Raw genomic sequence first — 26,649 nt, forward strand, 5'->3', positions numbered from 1 at the left:
ACAGAGATTAATCTCAAGGAGGATTTTTATGGCAAAAGTAGAAAGCTTTCAATTAGATCATACTAAGGTTAAGGCACCATATGTTCGTTTGATTACAGTGGAAAAGGGACCTAAGGGCGATGCGATTACCAACTTTGATTTACGGTTAGTTCAACCCAACGAAAATGCGATTCCAACTGCTGGACTTCACACTATCGAACATTTATTAGCTGGTTTATTGCGTGACCGGATGGATGGGGTTATTGACTGTTCTCCATTTGGGTGCCGTACAGGGTTCCATCTCATTATGTGGGGCGAACCAACAACGACTGAAGTTGCTAAGGCATTGAAGAGCTCACTGGAACAAATTGCTAACGATATTAAGTGGGAAGATGTTCCTGGAACTGATATCACAAGTTGCGGTAACTACCGTGATCACTCGTTATTCTCTGCAAAGCAGTGGTCTCGTGATATTCTTGAAAAGGGTATTAGTGATGATCCGTTTGAGAGAAATGTTATTTAGAGAGAGTGTAAAATAACTCGTTTAGATTCCAGAATATAGTGTTAATAAAACAGGTATCCGCTGTTCTTGGGCGGGTACCTGTTTTATTAACACTATATGGCCGGAATCTGAGTTATTTTACACGTTTAGGCGAAGTAAGGGGAAACAAGTAGTCTATCTTGCACTATCTGGAATCTACCAAGTTTTGTCACAGCTTGAACAAAAAAGAACCCATCGACATAGTCGATGGGTTCTTTCATTATGATTTAAACGAATTTAAGCAACAGTAACGTTGGCTGCTTGTGGGCCGCGGTCGCCTTGTTCTACGTCTAAGGTTACATGTTGACCTTCTTCAAGAGTCTTGTAACCATCAGCATTGATAGCTGAGAAGTGAACGAAAACGTCTGAGCCGTTTTCCAAAGTAATAAAGCCAAAACCTTTGTCGCCGTTAAACCATTTTACAGTACCTTGTTCCATAAGAGTGAAACCTCCGAGCGCATAGCGCAATATATTTGTGTATCTGAAACTTTAGAAATCGGGGAAGTCATTCTTACGAACGTCGTACCAAAATTTCGAAGTATTAAATACATTAGTTGTAAGCTTACCAGCTATTGTTCGTAATAGCAAGTGCTAAAGCTCTAATTATTTGAAATTGTCTAGTATTTAGTCGGAATTTGGACGTCTAACCTTTACTCCCCCGTCAGTTATAGCAAAAAAGAAATTAATTAAATTATTTTTTTAAAATATGAGAATCAGCTAATTTGCCGTTTCCTTAACCTAATCATTGGGATGTAACCGTCCTTGATTAAGTTCAACAATTTCACCAGTTTGGTTATAAACCATTTCTTCAGCCAAGTTAACGATTCGATCACCAATCCGTTCCAATAATTTAGTCACCATGAGATAACTTGCACCAGCTTCCGCCACAGCAGGGTCCTTACGAATTGCATCAGTGATATTATTTCTGATCTCATCAAATTTAGCGTCCACGTCTTGATCCTGGTTAGCTACGGCCTGTGCTTGTTTAAGATCAATGTCTTGAAAAGCAGTTAGAGCTACTTTAAGCATATCCCGAATCATATTGGTCAATGACGCAATGTTAGTTTCTATTTCTTTATTGCGGTGTGAGCCTTTGACACGGATAGTTTCTAGTGCGATGCCAGTTGCATGATCACCAATGCGCTCTAAATCTGAACTGGCTTTTAAAATAGTGATCACATTGCGAAAATCATCGGCTACGGGCTGTTGCAACGTCATTAAAGTAAGTGCTTGTTTTTCAAGATCCACTTCGTTTCCGTTGATTGAATTATCTTGTTGCACAAGATTTTGAGCGGCAACCTTATCATGATTAATATAAGATTCGGTGGCTTGTTCGATCTGTTTGCTAACAGCATCACCCATCTGAGTGAAAACTGAGTATAACTTTTTAAGTTCAGTTGAAAAAATATTATTCATTGCGTAATCGCTCCTAACCAAATTTGCCGTTGAGGTAGTCACTGGTGTCTTGCATAACGGGCTTGGTGAACATTTTACTGGTAAGATCATATTCAATCAGGTTGCCATTTAACATGAAAGCTGTTCGATCAGCGATGCGTGAAGCCTGCTGCAGGTTATGGGTGACAATAATGATGCAGTATTCATTTTTAAGTGCCATCAAAGTGGTTTCAATCTGGGCACTAGAAATGGGGTCTAAAGCACTGGTGGGTTCGTCTAACAAGATAATGTCTGGCTGGACAGCAAGTAGTCTGGCAATACAGATTCGTTGCTGCTGACCGCCTGAAAATGACATGGCGTTTTTATTCAGATTATCTTTGACTTCATCCCAAATAGCGGCTTGCTTCAACGCACGTTCGACTTGTTCATCCAAAAATTTTCGGTCATTGTGGCCAGCTAACTTCAGTCCATAAGTGACGTTTTCGTAAACGGAGAACGGAAAGGGGTTCGGTTGCTGAAAGACCATGCCAATTTGTTTGCGTAGTTCAACTAAATTAGTGGTAGGCGCATAGATATCTTGTTCGTGAAACTGAAAACTGCCAGTAATGGTCGTGTGTGGAATTAAGTCGTTCATGCGATTTAAGCAACGTAAAAAGGTTGATTTACCGCAACCAGATGGCCCGATTAGAGCGGTGATGCTGTGATCGGCAAAGTCTAAATCGATGCCGTGAAGCGCTTCTTTTTTACCATATGCAAGATGAACATCTTTTGTTGATAGAAGTGCAGTCATAAATGGGTATCCTTTCTCAGCCAAAATTGCCAGTGACATAATCGTGTGTGGCCTGTATTTCTGGGGTTTGGAAGATTTTTTCGGTCTGATCATATTCGATAACATGTCCCAAATGGAAGAATGCAGTGTAGGCACTGATTCGTGAGGCTTGCTGCATATTATGAGTCACGATAATGATGGTGTAATTTTTGGTTAGTTCTTTCAGGGTGACTTCTAATTTAGTGGTAGAAATAGGATCTAAAGCACTAGCAGGCTCATCGAGTAATAAAATATCTGGTTTCATAGCGAGTGCGCGAGCAATGCACAATCGTTGCTGTTGACCACCAGACAAGGCGAGTGCGCTCTTATTAAGATCATCTTTAACTTCGTTCCATAGAGCAGCCTCTTTCAGACTGGTTTCAACACGTTCGTTTAACTCCTGACGATTCGTGATTCCGGCAGCTTTAAGTGCAAAGGTAATGTTTTCGGAGATTGATTTTGCGAAGGGATTAGGTTTTTGAAAAACCATGCCGATATGTTTGCGAACCTCATAGACGTTAACTTTAGGACTGTTAATATTGGTACCACGATACATAATTTCACCCTCAATCCGGGCAATTCGGTCATTCATGCGGTTGAGTGAACGCAAATAAGTTGATTTTCCTGAACCGGAGGCACCAATCAAGGCAGTAATCTGAAAGCGGGGGAAGCTCAGACTAGCATCAGTCATGGAAGCACGAGAACCACTACCGTAATAGACCTGTAACTGATTAGTCGATAGGGCAATTTCTTCTGGTGGTGTGACAATGTGATTTTGGCTTAAATCATAAGTTTCCATGGGTATCTTACTTTCCTCCAGTCATTTTCTTGTACATGTGGTTACCAATTGCACGGGCGCCAAAATTAAAAAGTAGGATGACAATGATCAGCACGGCTGATGCACCAGCGGAAATGCTAACGGCATCTGGCGTAACGCCTTCGGTATTGACTTTCCAGATGTGAACGGCTAGGGTTTCGGCCGGACGCATTGGATTAAGGAAACTGCTACTATCAGTGGGATTCCAATTTGAATAATTCAGAATCGGTGCACTTTGTCCAGCCGTGTAAATTAGAGCGGCGGCTTCACCAAATACGCGGCCAGCGCTGAGAATGATACCCGTCAAAATTCCGGGCAAGGCTGCTGGCAAGATAATCCCACGAATCGTACGCCAGTTAGAAAGACCAAGTGAAATTCCAGCTTCACGCTGGCTATCTGGGACTGCGTGCAGGGAGCCTTCAATACTACGGACTAATAGTGGCAGGTTAAAAAAGGTGAGCGCAATCGCACCTGAGAGAATTGAAAATCCCATGTGAAATTCAATGACGAATAGCAGGTAGCCAAATAAACCAACTACGACGGAAGGAAGTGAACTAAGAACTTCAATCGCAGTTCGAATTAGCCCAGTACGCCAATTATTACCCGCATATTCAGACAAATAGATGGCTGATCCGAGGGCGAGAGGAAACGAAATAATGAGCGTTAACACTAGTAGGTAAAGAGAGTTAAATAGTTGGTCTCGAATGCCCCCACCGGCACTGAACGAACTGGATGGGGAAGTTAAAAAGTGCCAACTGATGTGGGGAAAGCCACTCAAAATGATGTCGCCTAATAGGAAAAATAAGATTAGCACGACGATAAGAACCAAAAAATTAATCACTTGAGTAGCTATTCGATCTGTTTGATTCGGTGTCATGATTTGATTTCGCCTCGCTTTCCGATGTAACGGATGAGTAAGTTAAACACTAAGGACATTAATAGCAGAATCAAGGCTAATGACCACAGTGCGTTGTTTGGTAACGTCCCCATGATGGTATTACCGATATTAGTTGTTAACTGACTGGTCAACGTTGAAGTTGGTGTCACTAGATTATGGGGCATTAAAGCGGCGTTACCAATGACCATCTGAACGGCTAGTGCTTCACCGAATGCGCGAGCCATCCCGAAGATGACTGCGGTGAGTAGGCGGGGCATGGCTGCGCGTAAAAGAACTTTATAGATAGTTTGAAAACGAGTTGCACCTAGCGCTAATGAAGCGGAACGAAAGTAAGTTGGGACTGCTTTGAGTGCGTCAACTGCCAGTGAAGTAATCGTTGGTAGTACCATCACAAACAGCACGATAGTACCAGCTAAAATACCGGACCCAGTTCCTCCGAAAAGGTGACGAATAAAGGGGACAACTACCGTTAAACCGATAAACCCATAAACGACGGATGGAATTCCCACCAACAGTTCAATCACCGGCTGCAGAAATTTGGCACCATTTTTTGGTGCGATATCAGTCATAAATAGAGCTACAGCAATCGCAAATGGTGTGGCTACTAAGGCGGCTAAAATCGTGACACTGAATGAAGTGACGATCATCGGTAGCGCGCCAACTTGCGGCTGGCCGCTTGCGTTCAAGGTCCCAGGATTCCATTCTTTTCCAGACAAAAATTGCCAGAGATTAACGTGATTAGCTGTAAACGTGGCGACTCCCCGGGAAGTAATGAAGTAGAGAATACTGATCACCAGGATGATGATTGCAGCGATGCAGGTGTAGCTAATGATTCGACCCATGACATCTTCACGGGATGCTTTAGAAGGTGCAGTTAATTTGTGTTGAATATCATCCATATAAAAGCCTCCAATATCACAATGTATTTGTTTCAATGCCAGCAGGAACGACGAAATTCGTGCTGGTATGCCATAGACAAGCGGAAAATCAGGATAGTTGGTAATTACCCGATTTTCCGCTTATTGGTTGTTTAAGTTCAGTTATTTGGTGACAACGTTTTTAGCGTTTTTGGTTACCTTCATATCATGAATACTAATGTAGCCAAGTTTGTTGACCAGACTACCTTGGACTTTGTCAGAATTCATGTACTTTAAGAAACCTGCAGCTGCTTTAACTGGTTGACCCTTGGTGTACATATGTTCATATGACCAGATGGTCCATTTGTTAGTGGTCACGTTTTTATCAGTTGGTTTGACATTATCGATGGAAAGGGCTTTGACCTTGTCGTTTACGTAGGAGAAAGCGAGGTAACTGATGGCACCGGGTGTTGATGAAACTAGTTTTTGAACGGTACCGTTAGAATCTTGTTCTTGAGAGGTTACGGCCTTTTTCCCTTCCAGTACAGCACCTTCAAAGGTTGCTCGAGTTCCGGAGCCTTGCGCACGGTTGATTACTGAGATTTTTTGATCCTTGCCACCAACTTGCTTCCAGTTAGTGATCTTACCCGTGAAAATGTCACGTAATTGTGCCATTGAGACGTTAGCCACACCGACTTCAGGGTTAACCACTGGGGTCATACCCACAACAGCGACTTTGTGGTCGACCAGTTTATCAGCTTTAATCCCTGATGATTGTTCTGCAAAAATATCGGAGTTTCCGATTTGAACAGCACCTTGTTGAACCTGACTTAAACCAGTTCCTGAGCCACCGCCTTGAACGGTAAGGTTGACGTTTTTATTTGCAGCCTGATAATCCTGTGCAGCTTGTTCAACTAATGGTTGGAGTGCGGTTGAACCAACGGCTGTAATCTTGGTGACCTTTGCCGCCTTGGTGTCTTCAGAAGAAGATTTGTGACTTGATTTCGAACTGCAACCTCCTAATAGCAGGCCGGCGAGACTAAAAGCAACTAACGTGGAAAGCAATGTTTTTTTATGCATGAACATATTCCCCTTTAAAAGTATTGTGTTGTAGAAAGGTAATTCCTAAGCACAAGGTTAGTATAAAAGGTCTGCGTAAAGTTAATGTATAGGTCATGTAAAGATTATGTAAAACGGGTTTTGTTGGGCAGTGAAACGTGGGATAACTATGGTATCAATTGAAATGAAAAGAGGAAGCCCCATGGATAGAAGTATTTTGCTGATTAGTGATAATGCGAATCTTTTGAAACGACTCAAACAGATTATGATTGATTGGCAAATCATTAGCAGTCCCACTTATTTACCCGACTTCTTATTAAACCGTGATAATCAAACTGTTATTATTTTGGATTTAGACCATTTTTTTGCTTTAACTCAGCGAATCGATACTTTAGTTTTAATGCGACAGCAATTTCATGGGCCGTTATTAGCCATTCATCGCCAAAAATTAGCTATCACGACCGTTTGCGATATTTTTAACCGATTTCATTTTGATGAATTACTGTCGTTAGAAATGGCTAACTGTGAATTACAGGCGAGAATTCAACAGAAGATTTGGCGGTACTATCAGCCACAGGAGGAAAATCGTGAGTTCTTAAATACGGGACAACTCAAGGTGGATTTTCAGCACTACATGATTACCGTGAATGGCCGCAAACTCACGATGGGTCCCGTTGATTTTCGGTTACTCGTTTACTTTATGCAACACGAAAACGTTGTGCTGACCCGCGCACAACTTGCAGAAGGGGTTTGGCGCAATGGTCGTGATGCGACATTGCGTTCGATTGATTCGCATATCAGTAAATTACGTAAATTGATCGAGGTTGATGCCAAAAATCCGCAGTGTTTAAAGACTGTTCGGGGGTTCGGCTACATTTTTAAAAGCGTTGCGGAGAAGGATACAGCTGACAGGGTAACTGCTATAATAAAACCGAATACCTAAACTGAAAGGGTGGTTTTATGGCAGACTATATTCATGAAATGAGAGCGTTGGTTGGACACCGGCCAATGATTTTGAATACTGCAGCTGGTGCTTTGCTAGACGATAATAACCGTTTGTTATTACAAGAACGTGCGGATACGGGTGACTGGAGTTTTCCAGGTGGCTACATGGAGTTTGGTGCTAGTTTTGTCGAAACCTGCCAGCGGGAATACCTTGAAGATGCAGGAATTGAAGTGGAACCGGTGAAGTTGATTCAGTTGTTCGATAAAGATTTTTATACCTATCCGAATGGTGATCAGACACAGCTGATTACAGCACTATATTTAGTTCGACAAACGGGTGGTAAACCATTGGATCACGTCACCAACGAGACCAAGCAGGTGAAGTATTTTGATTTAAACCATTTACCAACTTTGTTTAATGATCAATCAAAGAAAATGGCCCAAGCGGTTATTGACGAGGTAGACTCATGGCAAACGGATTAGCATTAGCATTGCATCAGCCTGAACAAACTAGTGGTTGTGTAACGGAAGATGGTACGGTAACCGTGGATGCCAGCGGAAAAGAAGTTGGCCAAATGAGTGCTTTGACCGCTGTTACCGTAACTCAAGAAGTAACGGATGGGCACGGTGAACATTTCTATCAGTTGCCGGGTGACCGTTATGTTTTAAAAAATGCCGTTACGCTGGATCCCAATTTATGGCAAGCAGCTCTTGAAAAGGGGCAACAGCCATTTAGCCTTAAAGCAGAAAACATCAATCAAATTTGGTGGGGGATGCAAAGCGGTTGTGAACCAGCTGCCTTGTTAGAAGGTTTGCACGTAAAGGGGTATGCCACTGAATTAGATTATTTGACCTTCTTAAAGGACATGCCCAGAGCAGCTGATTTTAATCCAAACTACGGATTTGGCGGTGAACCTGATCAGGATATGCCGGGGCACTTTGAAGCGATTTATCCCAAACCGTTAGTTGCGTGGGCAAAAAAATACGCGCCAGTCAGTGACGTCAGTGGTTTAACTGCTGAAAAGATACCGACTTTACTGCAACAAAAAAAGCCCATCGTCGCATACGTGACGGTGAACTTTGAAACCCCTGAATGGGGAGAATATTCATTTGGACGTGCAATGGGCAATAATCACGCGGTATTAGTTGATGGTTATTTTGGTGAGTTATTACATGTTTCAGATCCAATTGATGGTCGTTATTGGCTCAGCATGGATCGTTTTAAAAAGGCTTACGATGCCCGCCAGTGGGCCGTTGAAATTGGTTAAATGCCTAGCTGATCTTGTAGTCGGACAATGTCAGGATCTTGATGTTCAGCCTGATAATCTCTTAAAGCGTCGTGGAGGCTCAGGCGAGGATTATCTTTTCGGTCGGTGACCGTCGTTGCGTGAGTCAATACACTTAAGATGGCTTCTTCAACCACTGAAACGGTCATGCGGAAGTAACGGTCAATTTTATCATCAGTGATTGCGGCCTGTGAGGACAGTTCAGTCTTAGGATAGTGGGCAATCCGGTTAGCCGTTGAAAAGGCTAAGACGATTTCACCGCTACCGTTACCAATGAAGGCGCCAGTCCGGGTGATTCCAACACTGGCACGCTTAGCGATTCGGGTTAATTGACGGGAATTAAAGGGAATATCAGTTGCTAAAATAGTGACGATACTACCCTTTTCTTTTTGCTTCTGTTCAGCTTTAAAGGTAGCCAGCTTTTCGCCGACTGGGACGTTATAGATATTTAGATCTCGTAGGAAACCGTAATTTGATAGGACCAGTGCACCCATTGTAAAGGACTTGCCATCGATTTTGATTACTCGGCTGGCGGAACCAATGCCACCCTTTAAATCGTAGCAGCTCATACCGACACCGGCACCAACCGTTCCTTCATCAAATGACTCGCCAGTATGGTGTAACGTGTTTAAGACATCTTTTTTGGTAATGAAAACGTCGCGAATATCGTTGATATCACCATCGTTACATTCCATAATGACGGGATTAACCGTACTGGTGGTGTCGCCAATATCTGGGTTCTCAGCCATCATGTCTTCTGCCAGTGCAGTTTCAGCTGTCCCCACTGAAAACGTATTGGTCAGCACAATGGGGGTTTCTAGCGTTCCCAGTTCATTGATCTGAACTAGGCCGGTACTTTTGCCAAAGCCGTTGATGACGTGGGCAGCAGCTGGTAATTTATTAAGAAAAATGTTGTCGGCAGTCGGTTTAACCACCGTGATCCCCGTATGGTGGGTACCGCTATTGAAGGTGGTTTGACCAACTGATACACCAGGCACATCAGTGATCAGGTTTAATGGACCACGAACTGAATCAGTACTAATTGCGTCTAAAAAAGGTTTTGAGAGTCCCAAAATTGTTCCTCCTCTTAATGAATGACAAGTGAGAGCTTTAAATAATGATAAAACGGTGAGATAATTTAGTTCATTATAGCAATTATTCTGAGAAAATGTCACCATATGCCGGTGGGATTAGCCAACAACAGTGTCTAGATTATTTTCTGTCAATCAACCAATTAATAACAATATTTACTTCAGTATAGGATACAACGATAGCAATTCAAGGTTAGGAGGATTTTTATGCTTAAACAAGATGGCCATTCGCACACGGAATTTTGTCCGCATGGTAGTGGTGATGACGTGGAGCTAATGATTCAAAAGGCAATTCGGCTCGGGTTTAAAAGCTACAGTGTTACAGAGCACGCACCGTTACCGCCAGCCTTTGCTGCGGAATATGCGGGGCTAGAGACCGGTTATACCGAGGCCTCAATGGCCATGAGTGACCTGCCGGCTTATTTCAAAAAAGTGCAGCGGATGCAGGATAAATATGGTGCTCAAATTCGAATCAACGTTGGGTTTGAAGTGGACTTTTTACCCAATCAGGTACAGTGGACGCGGGATTTCCTAAATGAATATGGCCCGCAAACGACTGATAATGTTTTATCCGTCCACTTTATGCAGGGAACGGATGATCATTTTTGGTGCGTTGACGATACCCTTGATGATTTTGAAAAGGGACTGTTAAAACCTGCAAGAAACGGTCAATCATTATATCGTCAGTATTTTGAAGTGGTAACCGAAGCAGTGAATGCAGACCTAGGATCGTACGCACCCAAGCGCATTGGGCACATCACGCTGATTAAAAAGTTTCAGGATTATTTTGGCTTGCCACGCACTTATGATGCTGAGACGAAGCAAGTGATTACGACCTTACTACAGGCGGTCAAACAGCATGGTGACGAGCTTGATTATAATGCTGCCGGACTTTATAAGGAATTCTGTAACGAAACTTATCCGGATGCGGCTATTTTAAAGCAGGCTCAGCAAATGCAAATTCCCTTAGTTTATGGTAGTGACGCGCACAGTATTAAAGAGGTGGGTCACGGTTATCATACGTTGATGGCTATGATAAATTAAAAATAATTTTAATAATTGAGAGTACTATTAAATCGCGGAATAAAGCGTTAACATCAAGAAATATTGGTGGCAATTATTAAAGAATACGTTGACAAATTAGAATTTGGTGTTAAATTATATACAACCATTAAAACTGAATGACAAAATAAGTTGTGATTAGAAAAAGTAGTTGAACGCCAATGCGCAGAGAACTTGGAATGCTGGAAACCAAGTGATTGGGACAACGAAACACCTCTATGAACTGATCAGCTGAATTAAGTAAGCTGCTCCGCATGTTTAGCGTTATCAGGGTTACCCTTAACTGTTCTTGAAGTTTCTTCAACGACTAGTTATTGGCAACGTAAGGCCGTCATCGAGAGGTGGCGACAAATTGAGGTGGAACCGCGATTAAATCGTCCTCGTAAACTAACTTGTTTAGTTTGCGAGGATTTTTTGTTTATCAGAAAGGAGAGCAAGCATGATTAAAAATCGAAATTTACCAAGTGGGACGCGCGACGAATTTGGTCCGCGAGCCGCGGTTAAGGAAACGATATCAGCACAGCTTTTTTCCATTTTCAAACAGCGTGGTTTTACCAAGTTAACCACGCCAATTCTCGAATATGCGGATGTTTTTAAGCCCTTAAATCTTGATAATTACCGGCCGTACCAACTCCTGGATGAGCAGGGCGAAGCGTTGGTACTTCGACCAGATTTAACCTTACCAGTTGCTCGGATGATGAGTACCACGGGCGTTGAGTTACCAGCCAAATGGTATTACGGCGGTGACGTTTTCCGGGTAAAAAAGCAACTTTCTGGAAGCTACAACCAGGTGACTCAGGCCGGTATTGAATTAGTTGGTTCAAGTAGCATTAAGGGCGAACTGGAATGCCTAACGATTGCTTTAGCGGGATGTTTCGCAACTGGTGTTAAGAAAATGACCTTGGAATTGAGCGATGCCCGTTTTGTGGAAGGTGTTTTAGAAGCATTACCGGTGCCAGAACCAACTAAGGTGGCGTTGAAACAAGCCTTGTTTACAAAGAATCTGACTACTTATAACCAGATTTCAGAGTTGCTTAATGAAACTGAGTTTGGTGATTTTCTAAGCGAGTGGCCTTGGCTGTTCGGTGATTTTGATACCGTCATGAAGGTGGTTAAACGCCTGCCAAAGATTGCCAAGGTTCAGACAGTGATTGAGAACTTAAATGCGGTTAACCAATTTATTAAGCGGCTGGCACCAGATCAGCGAGTGGTTCTCGACCTCAGTATTCCTTCACCGCAGACCTATTACACGGGCATGGCTTTCCGGGGTTACACCCAAAATGCTTCAGATTATTTGTTCAGCGGTGGTCGTTACGATGACTTGTTAACCAGCTTTCAGCAGATCAAAGAACCCGCTGTTGGGCTAGCATTCGACGTTGATGCCCTGGCTGATCGGGTACCGTTACCGGAAGCACCACAGCAGACGTTGATTTATTTTGAACCTGATCAGTGGCAACAAGCTGAACAGGTTTTGAAAGAGACACCAAACAGTACTTTGTGTCTGGCGGACAGTCGAGAAGAAGCCAACCGAATTGCCGTTAGCAATAATAAGAAGCTATTAGATTTAACGAAGGAAGGTGAGTAAATGCCAATCAAAATTGCTTTAACCAAGGGCCGTGTGGAACAGCAAGTGGTGCCGCTGCTTGAAGCCAGTGGGATTGATTGCAGCGGTATTCGCAACAAAGGACGGCGACTGATTTTTGACGAAGATCCAGTTTACGAAACCATCTTAGTCAAGGGTCCCGACGTTCTGACTTATCTCAACAGCGGTTCGGTCCATCTGGGAATTGTTGGCAGCGACATCTTAGCTGAGCAGAACAATACCCAGTACGCCATGTTGGACTTGGGCGTGGGGCGTTGCCGATTCGTCCTTGCCTCTACCAGTGATTTTAATCCCCAGCAAGTTCGGCGGAAAATCATTGCTACCAAGTACCCGAATATCACGAAGCGTTATTTTCAAAGTATTGGTGAAGACGTTGAAATCATTCGGATCGAGGGTTCAGTGGAGCTGGCACCGTTGATTGGCTTAGCTGATGCCATCGTTGATATTACGGAAACGGGGACTACGTTGCGAGAAAATAATCTCCATGTTTACGCTGAACTGCAGCCAGTTAGCACACAGTTAGTCGTCAACCGGTTAGCTTTGAAACAGTATCATTCAGAAATTAGAACCTTAGTTGAAAACTTACAACAAGCCAAAAATAATTTAGGAGTGAATGAATAATGAAAATTTTAAAAAACCAAACTTTAGACCAATTACTCGAACAAGTCGACCGTCAAACTGACCAACAGGCTAACCAACCAGAAGTTGAAGCAACTGTTTCAGAAATTATTGCCAACGTGATTAAGAACGGTGATAAGGCTTTAAAGGAATACAGCCAAAAGTTCGACAAGGTTGAGTTAGATGACCTTCGAGTGCCACAAGCTGATATTGATGCTGCCTATAAAAATGCAGATCAAGATTTAATCGATGCCTTGAACTTAGCTAAGAACAACATTGTTAGCTATCACCAAAAAGAGATTCAAAACGGTTTCGTGGACGCTGAACAAAAGGGTGTTGTCCGTGGCGAAAAGATTACCCCATTAGCTGCCGTTGGTCTGTATGTTCCCGGTGGTACTGCTGCTTATCCTTCATCTATTTTGATGAACGTTATCCCAGCTAAGTTAGCTGGTGTTGGCAAAATTGTGATGGTCACACCCCCACAAAAAGATGGTATTGGCCAAGCCGTTTTAGCCGCCGCTAAGATCGCTGGTATTGATGAAATTTATCAAGTCGGCGGCGCCCAAGCCATTGCTGCTTTGGCATATGGGACTGAAAGTGTTCCTCGTGTTGATAAGATTACCGGTCCTGGTAACATTTTCGTTGCCGTTGCTAAGAAACAAGTTTTCGGCCAAGTTGACATCGATATGATTGCTGGCCCATCAGAAATTGGTGTGATTGCGGATGACTCAGCTAACCCTAAAGAAGTTGCTGCTGATTTGCTGTCACAAGCAGAACACGACAAGATGGCGCGGCCAATGATGGTAACGCCTAGTGAAAAATTTGCTGAAGCTGTTAGCGATGAAATTGATCGTCAAGTGCAAACTTTACCACGGAAAGAAATCGCTAGTGCTTCCGTTGCCAACAAAGGCTTTATTGCCGTAGTTGATGACCTTGATGAAGCCTTTACCGTGATGAACGCTATTGCCCCAGAACACTTGGAAATTGAGCTGGAAGATGCTATGCAGTATCTTAACCAGATCAAGAATGCCGGTTCCGTCTTCTTAGGCTTTAACGCCTCAGAACCAGTGGGTGATTACGTTGCAGGTCCTAACCACATTTTACCAACAGGTGGGACAGCCCGCTTCTTCTCACCACTTGGGGTGTCAGACTTTGTTAAACGAATCCAATTTGTCACTTATTCACGGGATGCGCTGAAGAACGAAGAAAAGGCGATTACCACCTTAGCACGTGTTGAGGGTCTTGAAGCCCACGCCCGCGCTGTTGAATCACGGTTTAACTAAGGAGGCCTGTCATGAGAGAAGCAACGGTTAAACGCAATACGAACGAAACTCAAATTGAATTGAGCTTAAATTTGGATAATTACGATACGATCAAAATTGATACTGGTATCGGCTTTTTGGACCACATGTTAGACGCCTTTGCCCGGCACGGCCGGTTTGGTCTCGTTGTTAAAGCCAATGGGGACTTAAACGTTGATCCTCACCATACCACCGAAGACGTAGGAATTGCTTTAGGAATGGCGCTCAAGCAGGCGCTGGGTGACAAGGTTGGTATCGAACGGTTCGGATCAGCGTTGATTCCGTTAGACGAAACGTTGAGTCGAGTAGTCATTGACCTGTCTGGCCGGAGTTACCTGGTATTCAACGCCGAACTGACCAATCCCAAATTAGGCGATTACGATACCGAAGTTACGGAAGACTTTTTCCAGGCCTTTGCTTTTAACGCTGAATTAAACTTGCACGCAGAAGTGCTGTATGGCAGAAATACGCACCACAAAATTGAAACGTTATTCAAGGCATTGGGTCGTGCGCTACGTGCGGCAGTGACCATTAATCCTGAAATCAAAGGGGTGCCATCGACTAAAGGAGTGATTTAATGATTGCGATTATTGCTTACGACACGGGCAACACCAGAAACGTCAAAAAAGCGATGGATTTTCTCTCAATCCCCAATACGCTGTCAGCTGATTCAGGGGTTATTTCAAATGCTGATGGGCTGATCCTTCCAGGAGTCGGTGCATTTGGCAAGGCAGTAGAAGCGCTCAAAGAACGTGAACTGATTCCGGTCATTAAGCAAGCGGCAAAAAAAGGAACGCCTATTTTAGGTATCTGCCTTGGCATGCAGCTGTTGTTTGACCGCAGTTTTGAATTCGGTGAAACGGCTGGATTAGGCTTGATTCCAGGCGAAGTTGTGGCCATTCCTGAGAATTTAGGCGTTAAGGTGCCACACATGGGCTGGGACCAGAACCAAGTGACGCAATCAGACCCTATTGCCAACGGCTTTGACCAGCAATCAACGTACTTCGTGCATTCTTACTACGTCAAAACACAACCGCAATATATTTTAGCCGAAAGTGATTATGGCGTTAAGATTCCCAGCATCGTACGTAATCAAAACGTGATCGGTATGCAATTTCACCCAGAAAAGAGTGGTCGGATCGGCTTAAATGGTCTGGCTGCGTTTAAGGAGTTGGTATCTAATGGAAATTATTCCCGCAATTGATTTAAGGAATCAGCAATCTGTTCGCCTGTACCAAGGTGACTTTGATCAAACCACACTGATTGCCCAAGATCCGCTGAAGCAGGCTAAGCAAATTGAGGCAGCTGGCTTAAAGCGACTTCACTTAGTCGATTTAGACGGTGCTAAAAGTGGCCGCCCGGTAAATCGGGAACTCATCAAACAGATCTGTGCCGAAACCAGCTTAAAAGTTGAAGTTGGCGGTGGTATTCGTACCTTAGCTCAGATCAATGGTTATCTCACTAGTGGTGTTTCACGAGTCATTTTAGGCTCAGCAGCGCTTACTGATCCGAAACTTGTTCAGGAGGCTGTCAACCAGTTTGGCAACGATCAAGTCGTTGTGGGTATTGATGGTAAAGACGGCAAGGTAGCCATTTCTGGCTGGCTTGAAGAAAGCGATGTGTCCATGAACACCTTGATGACATCAATGGTGGCAGTGGGCGTAGTCAACTTTGTGGTGACCGATATCACGAAGGATGGTACATTAAGCGGACCAAACGTGGATTTGTTAGGAAAACTGCAAAAGGCCTTTCCAACCACTGAGGTGATTGCTTCCGGCGGTGTCACCACTGTCGCTGATTTAGAAAAATTAGCTGATGCTGGCATTAAAGCAGCCATTGTCGGCCGGGCGATGGCAACGGGCGACCTTCCTTTAAGAACCTTAGCGGAGGTGTCCAGCAATGCTAGCTAAGCGAATTATTCCTTGTCTGGATGTTGATCACGGCCGGGTTAAGAAGGGCGTTAATTTTGTTCATTTAACCGACGTTGGCGATCCAGTGGCGATTGCTGCCGCCTATGAAAAACAGGGCGCCGACGAACTGGTCTTCTTGGACATCACAGCAACTAACGAAAAGCGGCCCGCCATTGTGGATACCATTGAAAAGGTGGCTGGGCAGGTGTTTATGCCCCTGACGGTTGGTGGCGGGATTCACAGCGTTGACGATATGCAACGGTTACTGAAAGCTGGCGCGGATAAAGTTGCGGTGAATTCAGCAGCGGTACGTGATCCCTCACTGATTTCAGAAGGTGCCGAAAAGTTTGGTGCCCAGTGCATTGTGTTAGCAATTGATAGTAAATGGGATCCTGAAAAACAGCGTTACACCGTTTACGTAAATGGCGGTCGTGAGGCCACTGATTTAGACGTTATCGAATGGGCAAAACAGGGTGTCGCTGCCGGTGCTGGCGAACTCATGGTTACCAGTATGGATAAGGATGGAACTAAGAGCGGTTTTGATATTCCGCTATACCAAGCCCTGACAGCAGCAGTTAGAGTACCGATTATTGCTTCGGGCGGTTGCGGTAAGATCAGCGATTTCAATGACGTTTTTAAGCAAACGGATGTGGATGCAGCTTTGGCCGCGTCGGTATTTCACTTTGGCGAGTTCACGATTCCGGATGTTAAGGCAGCATTGAAGCAGGATGGAGTGACAGTACGATGACGTTGAAGCCAAATTTTGATAAATACCCGGATGGCCTTGTGCCAACCATTGTCGTGGATGATCAGACGAATCAAGTGTTGATGATGGCTTATATGGACGAAAAGAGTTATCAGCTTAGTTTAGAAAGCAAACAAACCTGGTTTTGGTCCCGTAGCCGAAAAGAGCTTTGGCACAAGGGTGCGACCAGCGGGAATACCCAAGACATTGTTGCCATCCAAATCGATTGTGACGAGGACACGTTACTCGTTCGCGTTAATCCAGCCGGACCGGCATGCCATACTGGACACACCAGTTGTTTTTACCGTGACATTAAACTTAATTCAGCAGGAGGAAAATAGTATGCAAGACTTAGATGAACTTTACCAGTTAATTTTAGACCGTAAAAACAACCCTAAGGAAGGATCATACACGGATTATCTCTTTACCAAAGGATTAGATAAAATCTTGAAGAAGGTCGGCGAAGAATCCACGGAAGTTATCGTTGCAGCTAAGAACGACAGCGATGACGAATTCGTATATGAAGTTGCTGACTTAGCCTACCACGTGCTGGTTCTCATGGCAGATCGTGGCATCAGTGTTGATCAAGTTAAAAAGGAATTGGCTGAACGTGAAGGCTTAATGAGTAAAACAAAGGAACGCCGGGATATTAAAGATCTGTAGGAGGAATGAACGTCAATGGTCAAAGAAGCGATTAAAAAACTAAAACCGTATATCCCAGAAAAAACGATTGCTGAAATCAAGCAGGAACAAGGTTTGACCAAACTAGTTCGCTTGTCCGCTAACGAAAATGCTTGGGGGACTTCACCAAAAGTGGCTCAAGCAATTCTGGACTGGGGTGTTAAGGGTGCTAACCGCTATCCGGACAGTGAAGTGACAGGTTTGCGACAAACCATTGCCACTGGCTTAAACGTTTCACCAGAAGCATTAGTTTTCGGTGATGGGCTGGATGAAATTATTCAGCTATTGTCTCGGACACTGCTTTCTCCTGGCGACGAGGTGATTTTAACCCAGCCGACATTTTCGGAATATGCCCTTCATGCTGAAATTGAGGGTGCTAAGATGGTGGACGTTCCCGTGGATAGTAACGGGGTTACCAATCTGGACGGAATGCTGGCAGCAATTACACCAGCAACAAGTATGGTGTGGCTTTGCAATCCCAATAATCCGACTGGGACATACGTTACCCATCAGGCGATTGCTGAGTTCATGGCTAAAGTACCGCAAAGTGTGACTGTTATCGTTGATGAAGCTTATATCGACTTTGTTACGGCTGAAAAACAGGCTTCAGTTGTTGATCTGTTGACTAAGTTTAATAACTTAGTGGTTTTACGTACTTTTTCGAAGGCGTATGGTTTAGCTAACTTTCGGGTGGGCTTCGCGGTAGTTGCCCCACAACTGGCAAAGATTCTGCAAACCGTGCGTTTACCGTATAATTTGAGTACGTTTGCGGAGATTGCTGCAGAGGCGGCTTACTCCGATCAGCAATTCGTTCAAACGGTAGTTGAAACCGTTGCGGATGAACGACAAAAATGGTTAGCCTTTTTCAAAAAGCTAGGTGTTTTGTACTATCCGTCACAAGCAAACTTTGTTTTTTTCAAAATTAATAATGCTGACGCACTCAGCCAGGAACTATTGCACCAAGGGTATCTTGTTCGGACGGGATTAGGACCTGATTGGTTACGAATCACAGTTGGTCAACCAACGGATAATCAAATTGTGCAGCAATTAATTTGGAAGTTTGCCGACAAACAATAATTATAAAAAAGTGTTACCGAGTTCGGTGAAATAACGAATTTAGTAACACTTTTTTGTTGTTATAACGTATCTGATATTGTTACAATTAACGTGGAGTTTTTATAAATCTATGGATTTACTTTTTAGATAATTTTAAAGGATAGCAGATGCTGTTAGGAGGAACGAAAAATGGCACAGGCTGCATATATTTCGCTGTCTTGTCTGCCATTACCGACTTTTATCGAGGGTCGCCGGGTAGAACTTAAACCGGATGGTAGTAAGATGAACCAAGTTCACTTGGAGTATTTTGTGTTCGTTTTCGTGCGCAAAGGACGCCTAAACGTGATTCAAGAGGACGTTGAACAGCAGATTAGTGAAGGGGAAATCTTCATCATGACCCCGGGTTACCATAAATATGTGTGGTGGGCAGATAAAGAAGCGGTGAAACTAGACTGGATCTACGCCTATGTTGGTGGTGATTGGCATGTTCAATCGTCGTTGACACCCGCAAAAAATTCAATGAAAACGTTAATTCTTCATCCACCAGTACCAGTACAAACGCTTTTTTTAATGCAGCATCGTTCAGTTGAACAGCCTGAACAGGTTTATTCAATGGTAGACCAATTAGTTTCCAAAGAGCTGAACTGTAATTCGAAGCAGTTTTTTGAAGCGCAATCTATTTTCATTAAATTACTATCCTGTTTGCAGACACAAGATAATGCGAAAAACGAGTTAACTCAGATGTCGCTGTCGATTCAGAGGTACCTCAAAAAGAACTTTAATAAAAAAATTACTGCTGCCACGTTAAGCGAGCATTTTGACGCACGGCCGAATTATATTGTGCGTGTCTTACGTCAGACGATCGGCATGTCGCCAGCGGAGTTTTTGATGCAGTACCGGATGGAAGAGGCAACGCAGTGGTTATTAAATACGGATACCACGGTGGAAGACATTGCTTTGAACGTCGGTTTTCAAAATATCTACTATTTTTCAACGTCATTTAAGAAGTACACGGGTGTTTCACCGACCAAGTACCGCCAGAATGCAAAAGCAAAATAATTTGAGTTGTAGATTTTATGATCTAACAGAAATAAGCGTTATTCCGATTCTTTATCGGGATAACGCTTATTTCTGTTAGTTGGTTTAATTGGGCCAAACATGCTCAATAAATAATTAGAATAAAATGAGATTTCTATGTGAAAAACTATTGACAAGGTTTTGCGATAATGCTTTAATAACAGCATAAACATTTTAATCATTTTCTCATTTTATAACATAGCTCTTATTTAAGGGGCAAAAGAGAGGTCTTACATATGGAAAGTACACAAGCAGCAACAACTGACACCGAGAAAATGTCAGTAATGGATTATGTTTATAAGGTTTCAGCCGGTGTTTCTAATGCCGTTTTGGTTATGCTGGGGATTGGGCTATTAACACAGTCAATCGCTAATTTCGTTCATTGGCAAGCCTTATTCCAAGTTGGTTCAATTGCCCAATGGTTACTGGCACCAGCGTTTGGTGCCGCAATTGCATCACAAATGAAAGTTAACACGTTGGTTCTCTTCAGTGCCATGATTTCATCCACTGTTGGTGCCAATGCCGTTTACTTCACTGGAACGGCAATGCATGCAGCAACCGCTACTGGTAACAAGATGGTTGAAGCAGCCCAATCAGGGATCTTCACCACTGGTCAACCTATCAGTGCCGTTGCAGCTGGTTTAGTTGCCGTATTAGTTGGTAAGTATCTTACTGGTAAGACACCACTAGATATGATGCTGGTTCCATTAGCTGCCACGTTAGTTGGTTCAATTGCCGGTCTTGGATTAGCAAGTGTTACCACACCTGCTTTGAACTGGATGAGTGCTTTCATTGCACAATCAATGCAAGTTAACCCAGTTATCGGTTCAATCTGTGTTTCCCTTGCTTGGTCATTGTTCTTGATGACACCTGCTTCGTCAGCTGCTTTGTCAGTTGCCGTTATGCTGTCACCTTTAGCTGCTGGTGCCGCTTTGGTTGGTACCACTGCTCAATTCGTTGGTTTTACCGCTATCTCATGGCGTCAAAACAAGATTGGTGCTAACATCGCTCAAGGTATCATCACTCCTAAAGTTCAGTTCCCTAATCTATTGAAGAATCCACGTTTGGCAATTCCATCGTTTGTTGCTGCTGGGGTTTGTGCACCGCTTGCGACCGTCTTCTTCGGTTTCAAAGTTTCGTACACCCTTGGTGGTTTGGGATTAAACTCATTGATTGCACCAATCAACTTGGCTTCAAGCAGTATGCCAATGTTCATCGCCTACATGGTAATGGCAGTTTTGGCACCAGCCGTAATCTCACTGGTTGTTTACCACCTGCTTGCCGCAATTGATTGGGTTAAAGACGAACAACTTCATTTGGAAATCGTCTAGGTATTAAGTTAAATCGAATTAAAGAAAAGGACCCCATGGCTGCTGTCATGAGATCCTTTTGTATTTTAACCGTGACGCTTTTTTCTATGGTAGTAGAAGGCCCCAAGCAGGACTGCTAAAACGATGACACCTATCAGTACAAACATTGACGCTTCTTCAAACCAGCCCAATACAGATTGCCAATGGGATCCGGCTAGGCTGCCGGCATTGATCAGCACGGTATTCCATATTAGGGTGCCTAACGTAGATAAACCAACAAACGACCAAAAAGGATACTTGGCCATTCCAGCAGGAATAGAGATCAGACTGCGCACTACTGGCACAAAACGGCCGTAGAAGATAGCGATACCACCTCTGCGATTAAAGAAGTTCCCTGCGCGTTCAATATCAGTTTGCTTTAAACGAAGTAGGCGTCCTGCCCGTGTTTCAACGAACCTGCTGAGTCGTTCGACCGAAACTAGTCGGCCAACGCCGTATAAGACGATGGCACCGATAATCGAGCCTACCGTGGCGGCTATAATCGACCCCCAGACAGTCAGATGAGTGGTCAGCGTCAAAAAACCAGTAAAGGTTAGAATAACCTCAGAAGGAATTGGCGGAAAGACGTTTTCTAAGGCAATCAAGAAAACAATTGCGAGGTAACCGTATTGATTAATGAGTGTCATGATAGTTTGGGTATTCATTTAGGCGTCTCCTTATGACGTAGTAGAGGATACTTATGATATCAGTTTATCGAAGTTCGGATACTTCAGTCAATTATCCGTTACTGAGCATAGAGATTCTTAAGAATTTGACCCACTTGCGAGTTCTGACGGATTATTTAAGATGCGAACGCGTAAGGTACCAGACACCGCTTGGAGATCATCAACCAACTGCTGGGTCTGGTCTGTAGCGGTTAAATCAACGTTAACGATCATGTAGCCGTAGTCATCGCGGAGGTTACTCATCATTTCTAAAACTGGGACGTGATATTGACGGAGAACGGCGGAAATATCGTTCCAAAATGCAGCACGAGAAGTAAAGAAAAAGGTTAATCGATTAGGACTGGTAAAGGGTAAATCAGCAGTTGGAAAGTTCACCGAAGAGCGAATAATACCAGTTTCAAGGAAATCACGGGTATTTTGCAGGGTCAAGTTAGCACTTTTGGATAGTGCTTCTACAGTGTTACCACCGAGATGCGGCAACATGACAATGTGGTCGTGATCTTGAAGTTCCTCTGCTGGGAAATCAGTGATATAGCGACTAAATTGGCCTTGATCCAGTGCGGCAATGACGGCTTGGTTATTAACCAGTTCGCCACGGCCAAAGTTTAATAAGACTGCGTTTTTACGCATAAGTCGGAACCGTTCGGCGTTCATGATGCCCTCAGTCGTTTCGGTCAATGGCAGGAGAAGAACCACAAAGTCGGCGATGGACAAAACTTCATCGATAGTTTCCAATTGTTGAACGGACTGGAGATTTTTAGGGCTGCGATTATAGCCGACAACTTGCATGCCTAAGTGGTAGCAACTATCTGCTAGTCGCTGACCAATGGCGCCTAAGCCTAAAATGCCAATCGTTTTACCATATAGTTCGTTACCGATGAACTGGTATCTCGTCGCTTCTGCTTGTTGCTGGAGATGGTCACCAGTCAGTGAGGCTGTGTGTTCAATGGCTGATTGCAATGGTCGTGCGCTGGCAAACAGTGTCTGAATGACTAGTTCTTTCACCGCGTTAGCGTTGGCGCCTGGGGTATTAAAAACGGCGGTTCCGTTTTGCGTGCAGGCTTCAATGTTGATGGTATTGGTTCCAATTCCGGAACGGGATACCAACAATAAATGCGGGGTGATCAGTTCATCTGGTACTTTTGAGCTACGCACAAGGATTGCGTCAGGGGCACTAGTATCTTTAAGCTGAAAAACGTTACCCGCAAATTCACTAACGTTAAATTCGTCGATTGCTTTTACTTGATACATAATTTTTCCTCCAAAATAGATTCTCGAGTATAATTAATACAAATTTTAAGTCAGGAGTGAGGTTAATGCACATTGATTTCGTGAAACTTTCCAAGGATCATCCCACGATTGGTGAAGGTGGACAAACAAAGGACACCACCTTTGGCCAGTACGTGGAAATTGGCAGTCAGAATTTTATCGATAACAGTACGATTGATGACTATACGTATACGGGTCAATTATGCTTTATCCAGAACAGTGAACTCAAGAAATTTATCAGTATGGCCGCGATGGTCAGAATTGGGCCAACTAACCATCCTTATAATAGACCAAGTCAGCATATTTTTGCATATAACGGTGCGGGTTATGGTTTCGGTGATCCTGATACCGCATTTTTACAGAAACGTCGAGAGTTAAAAACGGTGATTGGCAACGATGTTTGGCTAGGCCATGACGTGGTCGTTCAAGCTGGCGTGACGGTTGGTGATGGTGCTGTCATCGGTGCTGGTGCAGTGGTCACTAAGGACGTTGAACCCTATACGATTATCGGTGGTATTCCTGGAAAGAAGATCAAGGACCGTTTTCCGGATGAAATTAAAACCGATCTGGAGAAAATTGCTTGGTGGGATTGGTCGCGCGAAGAACTTGAAGCGAACTACGCTGATTTTAGATTACCAATCGAAGAATTTGTGGCTAAACATGTGAAATAGAGATGATTGATTGAAGAACTCTGATAATAGGGTTCTTTTTTTGCATATAAGGCGCAATTTACTCAAGAAGTGATTGCATCTCATACTAATTGGCGCTACGGTTATAGTTAAAAAACTTTTCGGAGGGCGTATAACATGGGCGATGAGGAACAGCACGTGGCAATGCAATTAATTCTAGTTGCTGGAGACGTCAAGAAGCAGGTTTTTAAGGGGATTGAATTGGCTAAGAAGGGATTGATTCAAGACGCACGTACGAAGTTAGACAATGCTGAAAAGCGGTTAGGTGAGGGACATCAATTTCAAAGCCACTATATTAGTGAACACGTTGACTCGGATGAGGGGCCATCTTTGCTCATGGTTCACGCTCAGGATCATTTGAGCATGGCAATGACCACGATTGAGATGGGACGCGAACTGGTAACTGTTTATGAACGATTGAATCAAATAGAACAGCACTGAATACGAACTATTTTAATCTATTTACGAATAATGTTCATAATTAGTTTGAATGACTGATGGATAGATGATAGTATGAAGATACTGATAATATAAAACCGAATGAGGGGTAATGGAACGTGGAGACTGTTAAAAACGATCGTTCAGTTGTAAAAAATTTAATCTTAGGGTTTCAGCATTTATTAGCGATGTATTCTGGTGATATTTTAGTTCCGTTACTGGTTGGCGGTGCGCTGCATTTTAGTACCGCTCAGATGACTTACTTAGTTTCAATGGATATTTTTATGTGTGGCATTGCGACTTTGCTGCAGTTGAAGCGAACTGCAATTACTGGGATTGGTTTACCAGTTGTTCTCGGGTGTGCCGTTGAATACGTGGCACCACTTCAAAGTATTGGTAATCATTTTGGATGGACTTATATGTATGGTGGCATCATTGCAGCTGGTATCTTTATTATTTTAGTCGCTGGTCCATTCGCTAGTTTGCGACGTTTTTTCCCACCAGTAGTCACGGGTTCACTGATCACGCTGATTGGGTTCACGTTGATTCCTGTGGCATTTCAAAATTTGGGTGGGGGAGACGCTACTGCTAAAAGCTTTGGCTCACCCATCAATTTAACTTTGGGGTTTACCACCGCGTTAGTGATTATTGTGATTAATATCTGGGGTCGCGGGTTTCTTAAACAGATTGCGATTCTAATCGGTATCTTAGTGGGAACGTTACTGGCGATTGCGCTGGGAAAAGTTGGCTTTGCTCCCGTTAGTGCGGCTCACTGGTTACAATTACCACGCCCATTTTACTTTGGGGTACCACGGTTTGAGTGGTCATCAATTGCCACAATGATTTTGGCGGCTGTGACTTGTATGATTGAATCGACTGGGGTCTACTTCGCCTTGGCGGAAATTACCGGACGTGACTTAGATACCAAAGACTTAAAACATGGTTACCGTTCTGAAGGGTTAGCCGCGATTCTGGGTGGCATCTTTAATACCTTCCCATATTCGACTTTCTCACAAAACGTTGGGATCGTTCAATTATCTGGCATCAAGACCCTTCGTCCAGTTTACTACTCAGCTTTTCTGCTGATTTTCTTGGGACTAATTCCCAAGTTTGGCGCTATTGCAACTCTGATTCCATCCGCTGTTTTGGGTGGCGCGATGCTGATCATGTTTGGTATGGTGGGTGCCCAAGGGATTAAGATGCTGATGAAAGTTGAGCTCAACAATCGTAATCTACTGATTATTGCTGTCTCAGTTGGTTTGGGTCTAGGTGTTACCACGCAGCCGCAACTCTTCCAGTTCTTGCCAGCAGAAGCCCAAACCATTCTCAGCAATGGAATGGTTGTAGGGAGTTTTACAGCAGTTATCCTAAATGTTTTGCTGAATAATACGTCGTTAAAGCACAAGGTAGAAGATTGATTTTAGAGATAAGTATTTGGAGAGAAGTGTCAATTACCGTCAAATAGTGGCTAATAGGGAATACACTAAATAAATCTCATGAAATTTTAATCAAAAAGGGTCATCAAATCTGCTAAGATAAATTTGCTAAATACTTGTTGGCATACGATTTTGCCGTCGTGTGCAGAATAGAGGACCGCAATAACCAATCCGTTATTGTGGCCCTTTTCTTTAACGCACAATCTTTGCATTTTTAGTGAATTTTCAATATGATAACGGCAATTAATAAGGGGGTGGATGACAATGTTATCTGAAGAGTACCGGCATCGACCGTTACCAGCAGAGCTAGAGACAATCACCATTTCTCAGCAGTTGGCGGAGCAGTTACACAACAGTTATGCTTGGCTAGATGTAAAGGGTGAACGTCCCTTTGCCAGTTTAATTTCTCCCGCTGGCACCGATGAAGTTGCACTTTATCATTTTATTGATAATGCCACTTTGAACCACCATAATTTGAACCGGTTTATGAATCGGACAGTGACGGCCACTGAAGTTCTGGGTAGCTTTAACGCCAGTGAAGTTAGACCAGTGGCTGAGCAATATTTAGGTAGTTATTTACTGCAACAGAGTCAGCGAAATGATTTGTTACTACCGTTAATGAATGTGTTGGCGTTAGCTAATTACGATGTAATTGGTGTCTTTGCTGTTATGATAACGGTTGATATCGAATCGTTACCCAATACGCTCATTGAGTTAAGTGCCCGGCTGCTAGCCCGTTTAGCACCAAACCTTATTACGCTTGATCACGTGCCAGAGGAGGCGGATTATGTTTTACCGCCACATCTGATCATTGCCGTGGAAGATACTGACGGTACGCCAAGTGACATTCCCGTTGCACTTCTAGACTGGTTACCGGATCATCTGACAAAGATACTGACGATAGCGGAGGGTAATGAGATTGGACTGCTTAATTTGCTGAACGAACAAACGGATGATAATAGTTTAGTTATCCGTGATTGGCTAGTCCGTAATGACGACAACCAAAGGACCTTTTCGCAGTGGATTTTTCAACACAGACAGCAAGTTAAATAA

At 43.5% G+C, this 26,649-nt stretch carries 31 protein-coding genes and 1 other annotated feature; of the genes, 21 read left to right on the forward strand and 10 right to left on the reverse strand.

What is annotated here, in order from left to right; all coding sequences use genetic code 11:
- The first annotated feature begins 28 nt into the window (after nt 1-28).
- Complete coding sequence (locus CES82_RS02110) at nt 29-502, forward strand: S-ribosylhomocysteine lyase (RefSeq protein WP_098823680.1); 474 nt, start codon at nt 29-31, stop codon at nt 500-502.
- A 255-nt stretch (nt 503-757) separates the two neighbouring features.
- Here the strand turns inward: CES82_RS02110 and CES82_RS02115 are convergent, their stop codons facing one another.
- The 7 genes from CES82_RS02115 to CES82_RS02145 all read right to left on the reverse strand — a co-directional run bounded on the left by CES82_RS02115 (nt 758) and on the right by CES82_RS02145 (nt 6,375).
- Nucleotides 758-958: a cold-shock protein gene (locus CES82_RS02115; protein ID WP_089108851.1), complete on the reverse strand. Its 201-nt coding sequence runs from the start codon at nt 956-958 to the stop codon at nt 758-760.
- 300 nt (nt 959-1,258) lie between these two features.
- Complete coding sequence (gene phoU, locus CES82_RS02120) at nt 1,259-1,936, reverse strand: phosphate signaling complex protein PhoU (RefSeq protein WP_098823681.1); 678 nt, start codon at nt 1,934-1,936, stop codon at nt 1,259-1,261.
- A 13-nt stretch (nt 1,937-1,949) separates the two neighbouring features.
- Nucleotides 1,950-2,705 (reverse strand): phosphate ABC transporter ATP-binding protein PstB, encoded by a 756-nt coding sequence (gene pstB, locus CES82_RS02125; protein ID WP_098823682.1) that lies wholly within the window; start codon nt 2,703-2,705, stop codon nt 1,950-1,952.
- 16 nt (nt 2,706-2,721) lie between these two features.
- A complete protein-coding gene (gene pstB / locus CES82_RS02130; RefSeq protein ID WP_098823683.1) occupies nt 2,722-3,522 on the reverse strand; it encodes a phosphate ABC transporter ATP-binding protein PstB in 801 nt (266 codons plus the stop codon).
- A 7-nt stretch (nt 3,523-3,529) separates the two neighbouring features.
- Nucleotides 3,530-4,417, reverse strand: coding sequence for a phosphate ABC transporter permease PstA (gene pstA, locus CES82_RS02135; RefSeq protein WP_098823684.1), 888 nt, complete (start codon nt 4,415-4,417; stop codon nt 3,530-3,532).
- Nucleotides 4,414-5,337, reverse strand: a complete 924-nt coding sequence (pstC, locus tag CES82_RS02140) for a phosphate ABC transporter permease subunit PstC (protein ID WP_098823685.1) — start codon at nt 5,335-5,337, stop codon at nt 4,414-4,416. Before pstC ends, pstA begins: the two co-directional genes overlap by 4 nt.
- 141 nt (nt 5,338-5,478) lie before the next feature.
- Entirely contained in the window at nt 5,479-6,375 is an 897-nt protein-coding gene (locus CES82_RS02145; protein WP_098823686.1) for a phosphate ABC transporter substrate-binding protein PstS family protein, read from the reverse strand.
- Between the two features lie 181 nt (nt 6,376-6,556).
- On the opposite strand from CES82_RS02145, the gene CES82_RS02150 reads away from it, so the two are divergent.
- Genes CES82_RS02150 through CES82_RS02160 form a run of 3 tightly spaced genes read left to right on the forward strand, consistent with a single transcriptional unit; the run spans nt 6,557 to nt 8,567 of the window.
- Complete coding sequence (locus tag CES82_RS02150) at nt 6,557-7,297, forward strand: response regulator transcription factor (RefSeq protein WP_180245630.1); 741 nt, start codon at nt 6,557-6,559, stop codon at nt 7,295-7,297.
- A 17-nt stretch (nt 7,298-7,314) separates the two neighbouring features.
- Nucleotides 7,315-7,782, forward strand: a complete 468-nt coding sequence (locus CES82_RS02155) for an NUDIX hydrolase (protein WP_098823688.1) — start codon at nt 7,315-7,317, stop codon at nt 7,780-7,782.
- On the forward strand, nt 7,767-8,567 hold the full coding sequence (locus tag CES82_RS02160) for a C39 family peptidase (protein ID WP_098823689.1): 801 nt from the start codon (nt 7,767-7,769) through the stop codon (nt 8,565-8,567). Before CES82_RS02155 ends, CES82_RS02160 begins: the two co-directional genes overlap by 16 nt.
- Here the strand turns inward: CES82_RS02160 and CES82_RS02165 are convergent.
- A complete protein-coding gene (locus CES82_RS02165; protein ID WP_098823690.1) occupies nt 8,564-9,658 on the reverse strand; it encodes a DmpA family aminopeptidase in 1,095 nt (364 codons plus the stop codon). The two genes, CES82_RS02160 and CES82_RS02165, sit on opposite strands and share 4 nt — an antisense overlap.
- A 225-nt stretch (nt 9,659-9,883) precedes the next feature.
- Here CES82_RS02165 and hisJ point away from each other — a divergent pair, with 225 nt between their 5' ends.
- The 13 genes from hisJ to CES82_RS02230 all read left to right on the forward strand — a co-directional run bounded on the left by hisJ (nt 9,884) and on the right by CES82_RS02230 (nt 21,060).
- Nucleotides 9,884-10,720 carry a histidinol-phosphatase HisJ gene (hisJ, locus tag CES82_RS02170; RefSeq protein WP_098823691.1) on the forward strand — a complete coding sequence of 279 codons (837 nt, stop codon included), beginning with the start codon at nt 9,884-9,886 and terminating at the stop codon, nt 10,718-10,720.
- 143 nt (nt 10,721-10,863) lie between these two features.
- Nucleotides 10,864-11,123: a binding site (T-box leader), on the forward strand.
- A gap of 57 nt (nt 11,124-11,180) precedes the next feature.
- On the forward strand, nt 11,181-12,323 hold the full coding sequence (locus CES82_RS02175) for an ATP phosphoribosyltransferase regulatory subunit (RefSeq protein ID WP_098824003.1): 1,143 nt from the start codon (nt 11,181-11,183) through the stop codon (nt 12,321-12,323).
- Nucleotides 12,324-12,962, forward strand: coding sequence for an ATP phosphoribosyltransferase (gene hisG / locus CES82_RS02180; RefSeq protein WP_098823692.1), 639 nt, complete (start codon nt 12,324-12,326; stop codon nt 12,960-12,962). It abuts the gene before it with no gap.
- Nucleotides 12,962-14,242 (forward strand): histidinol dehydrogenase, encoded by a 1,281-nt coding sequence (gene hisD, locus CES82_RS02185; RefSeq protein ID WP_098823693.1) that lies wholly within the window; start codon nt 12,962-12,964, stop codon nt 14,240-14,242. The genes hisG and hisD overlap by 1 nt, the downstream gene beginning before the upstream one ends.
- An 11-nt stretch (nt 14,243-14,253) precedes the next feature.
- A complete protein-coding gene (hisB, locus tag CES82_RS02190) occupies nt 14,254-14,838 on the forward strand; it encodes an imidazoleglycerol-phosphate dehydratase HisB (protein WP_098823694.1) in 585 nt (194 codons plus the stop codon).
- Complete coding sequence (gene hisH, locus CES82_RS02195) at nt 14,838-15,464, forward strand: imidazole glycerol phosphate synthase subunit HisH (protein ID WP_098823695.1); 627 nt, start codon at nt 14,838-14,840, stop codon at nt 15,462-15,464. The genes hisB and hisH overlap by 1 nt, the downstream gene beginning before the upstream one ends.
- Nucleotides 15,442-16,170 (forward strand): 1-(5-phosphoribosyl)-5-[(5-phosphoribosylamino)methylideneamino]imidazole-4-carboxamide isomerase, encoded by a 729-nt coding sequence (gene hisA / locus CES82_RS02200; protein ID WP_098823696.1) that lies wholly within the window; start codon nt 15,442-15,444, stop codon nt 16,168-16,170. Before hisH ends, hisA begins: the two co-directional genes overlap by 23 nt.
- Nucleotides 16,160-16,918 (forward strand): imidazole glycerol phosphate synthase subunit HisF, encoded by a 759-nt coding sequence (hisF, locus tag CES82_RS02205; RefSeq protein WP_098823697.1) that lies wholly within the window; start codon nt 16,160-16,162, stop codon nt 16,916-16,918. The genes hisA and hisF overlap by 11 nt, the downstream gene beginning before the upstream one ends.
- Nucleotides 16,919-16,920: 2 nt before the next feature.
- On the forward strand, nt 16,921-17,256 hold the full coding sequence (gene hisI / locus CES82_RS02210) for a phosphoribosyl-AMP cyclohydrolase (protein WP_098824004.1): 336 nt from the start codon (nt 16,921-16,923) through the stop codon (nt 17,254-17,256).
- A gap of 1 nt (nt 17,257) precedes the next feature.
- The gene (hisE, locus tag CES82_RS02215) at nt 17,258-17,578 is read left to right on the forward strand and encodes a phosphoribosyl-ATP diphosphatase (RefSeq protein ID WP_098823698.1); all 321 of its coding nucleotides are present in this window, start codon (nt 17,258-17,260) and stop codon (nt 17,576-17,578) included.
- Nucleotides 17,579-17,593: 15 nt separating this feature from the next.
- A complete protein-coding gene (gene hisC, locus CES82_RS02220; RefSeq protein WP_098823699.1) occupies nt 17,594-18,673 on the forward strand; it encodes a histidinol-phosphate transaminase in 1,080 nt (359 codons plus the stop codon).
- A 168-nt stretch (nt 18,674-18,841) separates the two neighbouring features.
- Nucleotides 18,842-19,711 carry a helix-turn-helix domain-containing protein gene (locus tag CES82_RS02225; RefSeq protein ID WP_098823700.1) on the forward strand — a complete coding sequence of 290 codons (870 nt, stop codon included), beginning with the start codon at nt 18,842-18,844 and terminating at the stop codon, nt 19,709-19,711.
- Nucleotides 19,712-19,965: 254 nt separating this feature from the next.
- A complete protein-coding gene (locus CES82_RS02230) occupies nt 19,966-21,060 on the forward strand; it encodes a PTS sugar transporter subunit IIC (protein WP_098823701.1) in 1,095 nt (364 codons plus the stop codon).
- 65 nt (nt 21,061-21,125) lie between these two features.
- On the opposite strand, the gene CES82_RS02235 is transcribed toward CES82_RS02230, so the two are convergent.
- Both CES82_RS02235 and CES82_RS02240 read right to left on the reverse strand, forming a co-directional pair.
- The gene (locus CES82_RS02235) at nt 21,126-21,743 is read right to left on the reverse strand and encodes a DedA family protein (protein WP_098823702.1); all 618 of its coding nucleotides are present in this window, start codon (nt 21,741-21,743) and stop codon (nt 21,126-21,128) included.
- A gap of 99 nt (nt 21,744-21,842) precedes the next feature.
- Nucleotides 21,843-23,015, reverse strand: coding sequence for an NAD(P)-dependent oxidoreductase (locus CES82_RS02240; protein WP_098823703.1), 1,173 nt, complete (start codon nt 23,013-23,015; stop codon nt 21,843-21,845).
- A 65-nt stretch (nt 23,016-23,080) separates the two neighbouring features.
- Between CES82_RS02240 and CES82_RS02245 the strand changes: the two genes are divergently transcribed.
- From CES82_RS02245 to CES82_RS02260, 4 genes are all read left to right on the forward strand, one after another.
- Nucleotides 23,081-23,704, forward strand: a complete 624-nt coding sequence (locus CES82_RS02245) for a DapH/DapD/GlmU-related protein (RefSeq protein ID WP_098823704.1) — start codon at nt 23,081-23,083, stop codon at nt 23,702-23,704.
- Nucleotides 23,705-23,839: 135 nt separating this feature from the next.
- Nucleotides 23,840-24,163: a PTS lactose/cellobiose transporter subunit IIA gene (locus CES82_RS02250; protein WP_098823705.1), complete on the forward strand. Its 324-nt coding sequence runs from the start codon at nt 23,840-23,842 to the stop codon at nt 24,161-24,163.
- 116 nt (nt 24,164-24,279) lie between these two features.
- On the forward strand, nt 24,280-25,578 hold the full coding sequence (locus CES82_RS02255; RefSeq protein WP_098823706.1) for a nucleobase:cation symporter-2 family protein: 1,299 nt from the start codon (nt 24,280-24,282) through the stop codon (nt 25,576-25,578).
- A gap of 282 nt (nt 25,579-25,860) precedes the next feature.
- Complete coding sequence (locus CES82_RS02260; protein WP_098823707.1) at nt 25,861-26,649, forward strand: hypothetical protein; 789 nt, start codon at nt 25,861-25,863, stop codon at nt 26,647-26,649.

This window comes from Secundilactobacillus silagincola, assembly GCF_002583405.1.
Lineage (GTDB): Bacteria > Bacillota > Bacilli > Lactobacillales > Lactobacillaceae > Secundilactobacillus > Secundilactobacillus silagincola.

Bases quoted from the DNA above. Each gene is read 5' to 3' on its own strand.
- pstA (WP_098823684.1), bottom strand. From the start codon at position 4,417: ATGACACCGAATCAAACAGATCGAATAGCTACTCAAGTGATTAATTTT.
- CES82_RS02235 (WP_098823702.1), bottom strand. From the start codon at position 21,743: ATGAATACCCAAACTATCATGACACTCATTAATCAATACGGTTACCTC.
- CES82_RS02110 (WP_098823680.1), top strand. From the start codon at position 29: ATGGCAAAAGTAGAAAGCTTTCAATTAGATCATACTAAGGTTAAGGCA.
- hisB (WP_098823694.1), top strand. From the start codon at position 14,254: ATGAGAGAAGCAACGGTTAAACGCAATACGAACGAAACTCAAATTGAA.
- CES82_RS02115 (WP_089108851.1), bottom strand. From the start codon at position 958: ATGGAACAAGGTACTGTAAAATGGTTTAACGGCGACAAAGGTTTTGGC.
- CES82_RS02260 (WP_098823707.1), top strand. From the start codon at position 25,861: ATGTTATCTGAAGAGTACCGGCATCGACCGTTACCAGCAGAGCTAGAG.
- phoU (WP_098823681.1), bottom strand. From the start codon at position 1,936: ATGAATAATATTTTTTCAACTGAACTTAAAAAGTTATACTCAGTTTTC.
- hisD (WP_098823693.1), top strand. From the start codon at position 12,962: ATGAAAATTTTAAAAAACCAAACTTTAGACCAATTACTCGAACAAGTC.
- CES82_RS02250 (WP_098823705.1), top strand. From the start codon at position 23,840: ATGGGCGATGAGGAACAGCACGTGGCAATGCAATTAATTCTAGTTGCT.
- CES82_RS02145 (WP_098823686.1), bottom strand. From the start codon at position 6,375: ATGCATAAAAAAACATTGCTTTCCACGTTAGTTGCTTTTAGTCTCGCC.
- pstC (WP_098823685.1), bottom strand. From the start codon at position 5,337: ATGGATGATATTCAACACAAATTAACTGCACCTTCTAAAGCATCCCGT.
- hisG (WP_098823692.1), top strand. From the start codon at position 12,324: ATGCCAATCAAAATTGCTTTAACCAAGGGCCGTGTGGAACAGCAAGTG.
- hisE (WP_098823698.1), top strand. From the start codon at position 17,258: ATGCAAGACTTAGATGAACTTTACCAGTTAATTTTAGACCGTAAAAAC.
- CES82_RS02150 (WP_180245630.1), top strand. From the start codon at position 6,557: ATGGATAGAAGTATTTTGCTGATTAGTGATAATGCGAATCTTTTGAAA.
- hisF (WP_098823697.1), top strand. From the start codon at position 16,160: ATGCTAGCTAAGCGAATTATTCCTTGTCTGGATGTTGATCACGGCCGG.
- CES82_RS02225 (WP_098823700.1), top strand. From the start codon at position 18,842: ATGGCACAGGCTGCATATATTTCGCTGTCTTGTCTGCCATTACCGACT.
- hisA (WP_098823696.1), top strand. From the start codon at position 15,442: ATGGAAATTATTCCCGCAATTGATTTAAGGAATCAGCAATCTGTTCGC.
- pstB (WP_098823682.1), bottom strand. From the start codon at position 2,705: ATGACTGCACTTCTATCAACAAAAGATGTTCATCTTGCATATGGTAAA.
- CES82_RS02245 (WP_098823704.1), top strand. From the start codon at position 23,081: ATGCACATTGATTTCGTGAAACTTTCCAAGGATCATCCCACGATTGGT.
- hisJ (WP_098823691.1), top strand. From the start codon at position 9,884: ATGCTTAAACAAGATGGCCATTCGCACACGGAATTTTGTCCGCATGGT.
- CES82_RS02155 (WP_098823688.1), top strand. From the start codon at position 7,315: ATGGCAGACTATATTCATGAAATGAGAGCGTTGGTTGGACACCGGCCA.
- hisC (WP_098823699.1), top strand. From the start codon at position 17,594: ATGGTCAAAGAAGCGATTAAAAAACTAAAACCGTATATCCCAGAAAAA.
- CES82_RS02240 (WP_098823703.1), bottom strand. From the start codon at position 23,015: ATGTATCAAGTAAAAGCAATCGACGAATTTAACGTTAGTGAATTTGCG.
- hisH (WP_098823695.1), top strand. From the start codon at position 14,838: ATGATTGCGATTATTGCTTACGACACGGGCAACACCAGAAACGTCAAA.
- CES82_RS02230 (WP_098823701.1), top strand. From the start codon at position 19,966: ATGGAAAGTACACAAGCAGCAACAACTGACACCGAGAAAATGTCAGTA.
- pstB (WP_098823683.1), bottom strand. From the start codon at position 3,522: ATGGAAACTTATGATTTAAGCCAAAATCACATTGTCACACCACCAGAA.
- CES82_RS02160 (WP_098823689.1), top strand. From the start codon at position 7,767: ATGGCAAACGGATTAGCATTAGCATTGCATCAGCCTGAACAAACTAGT.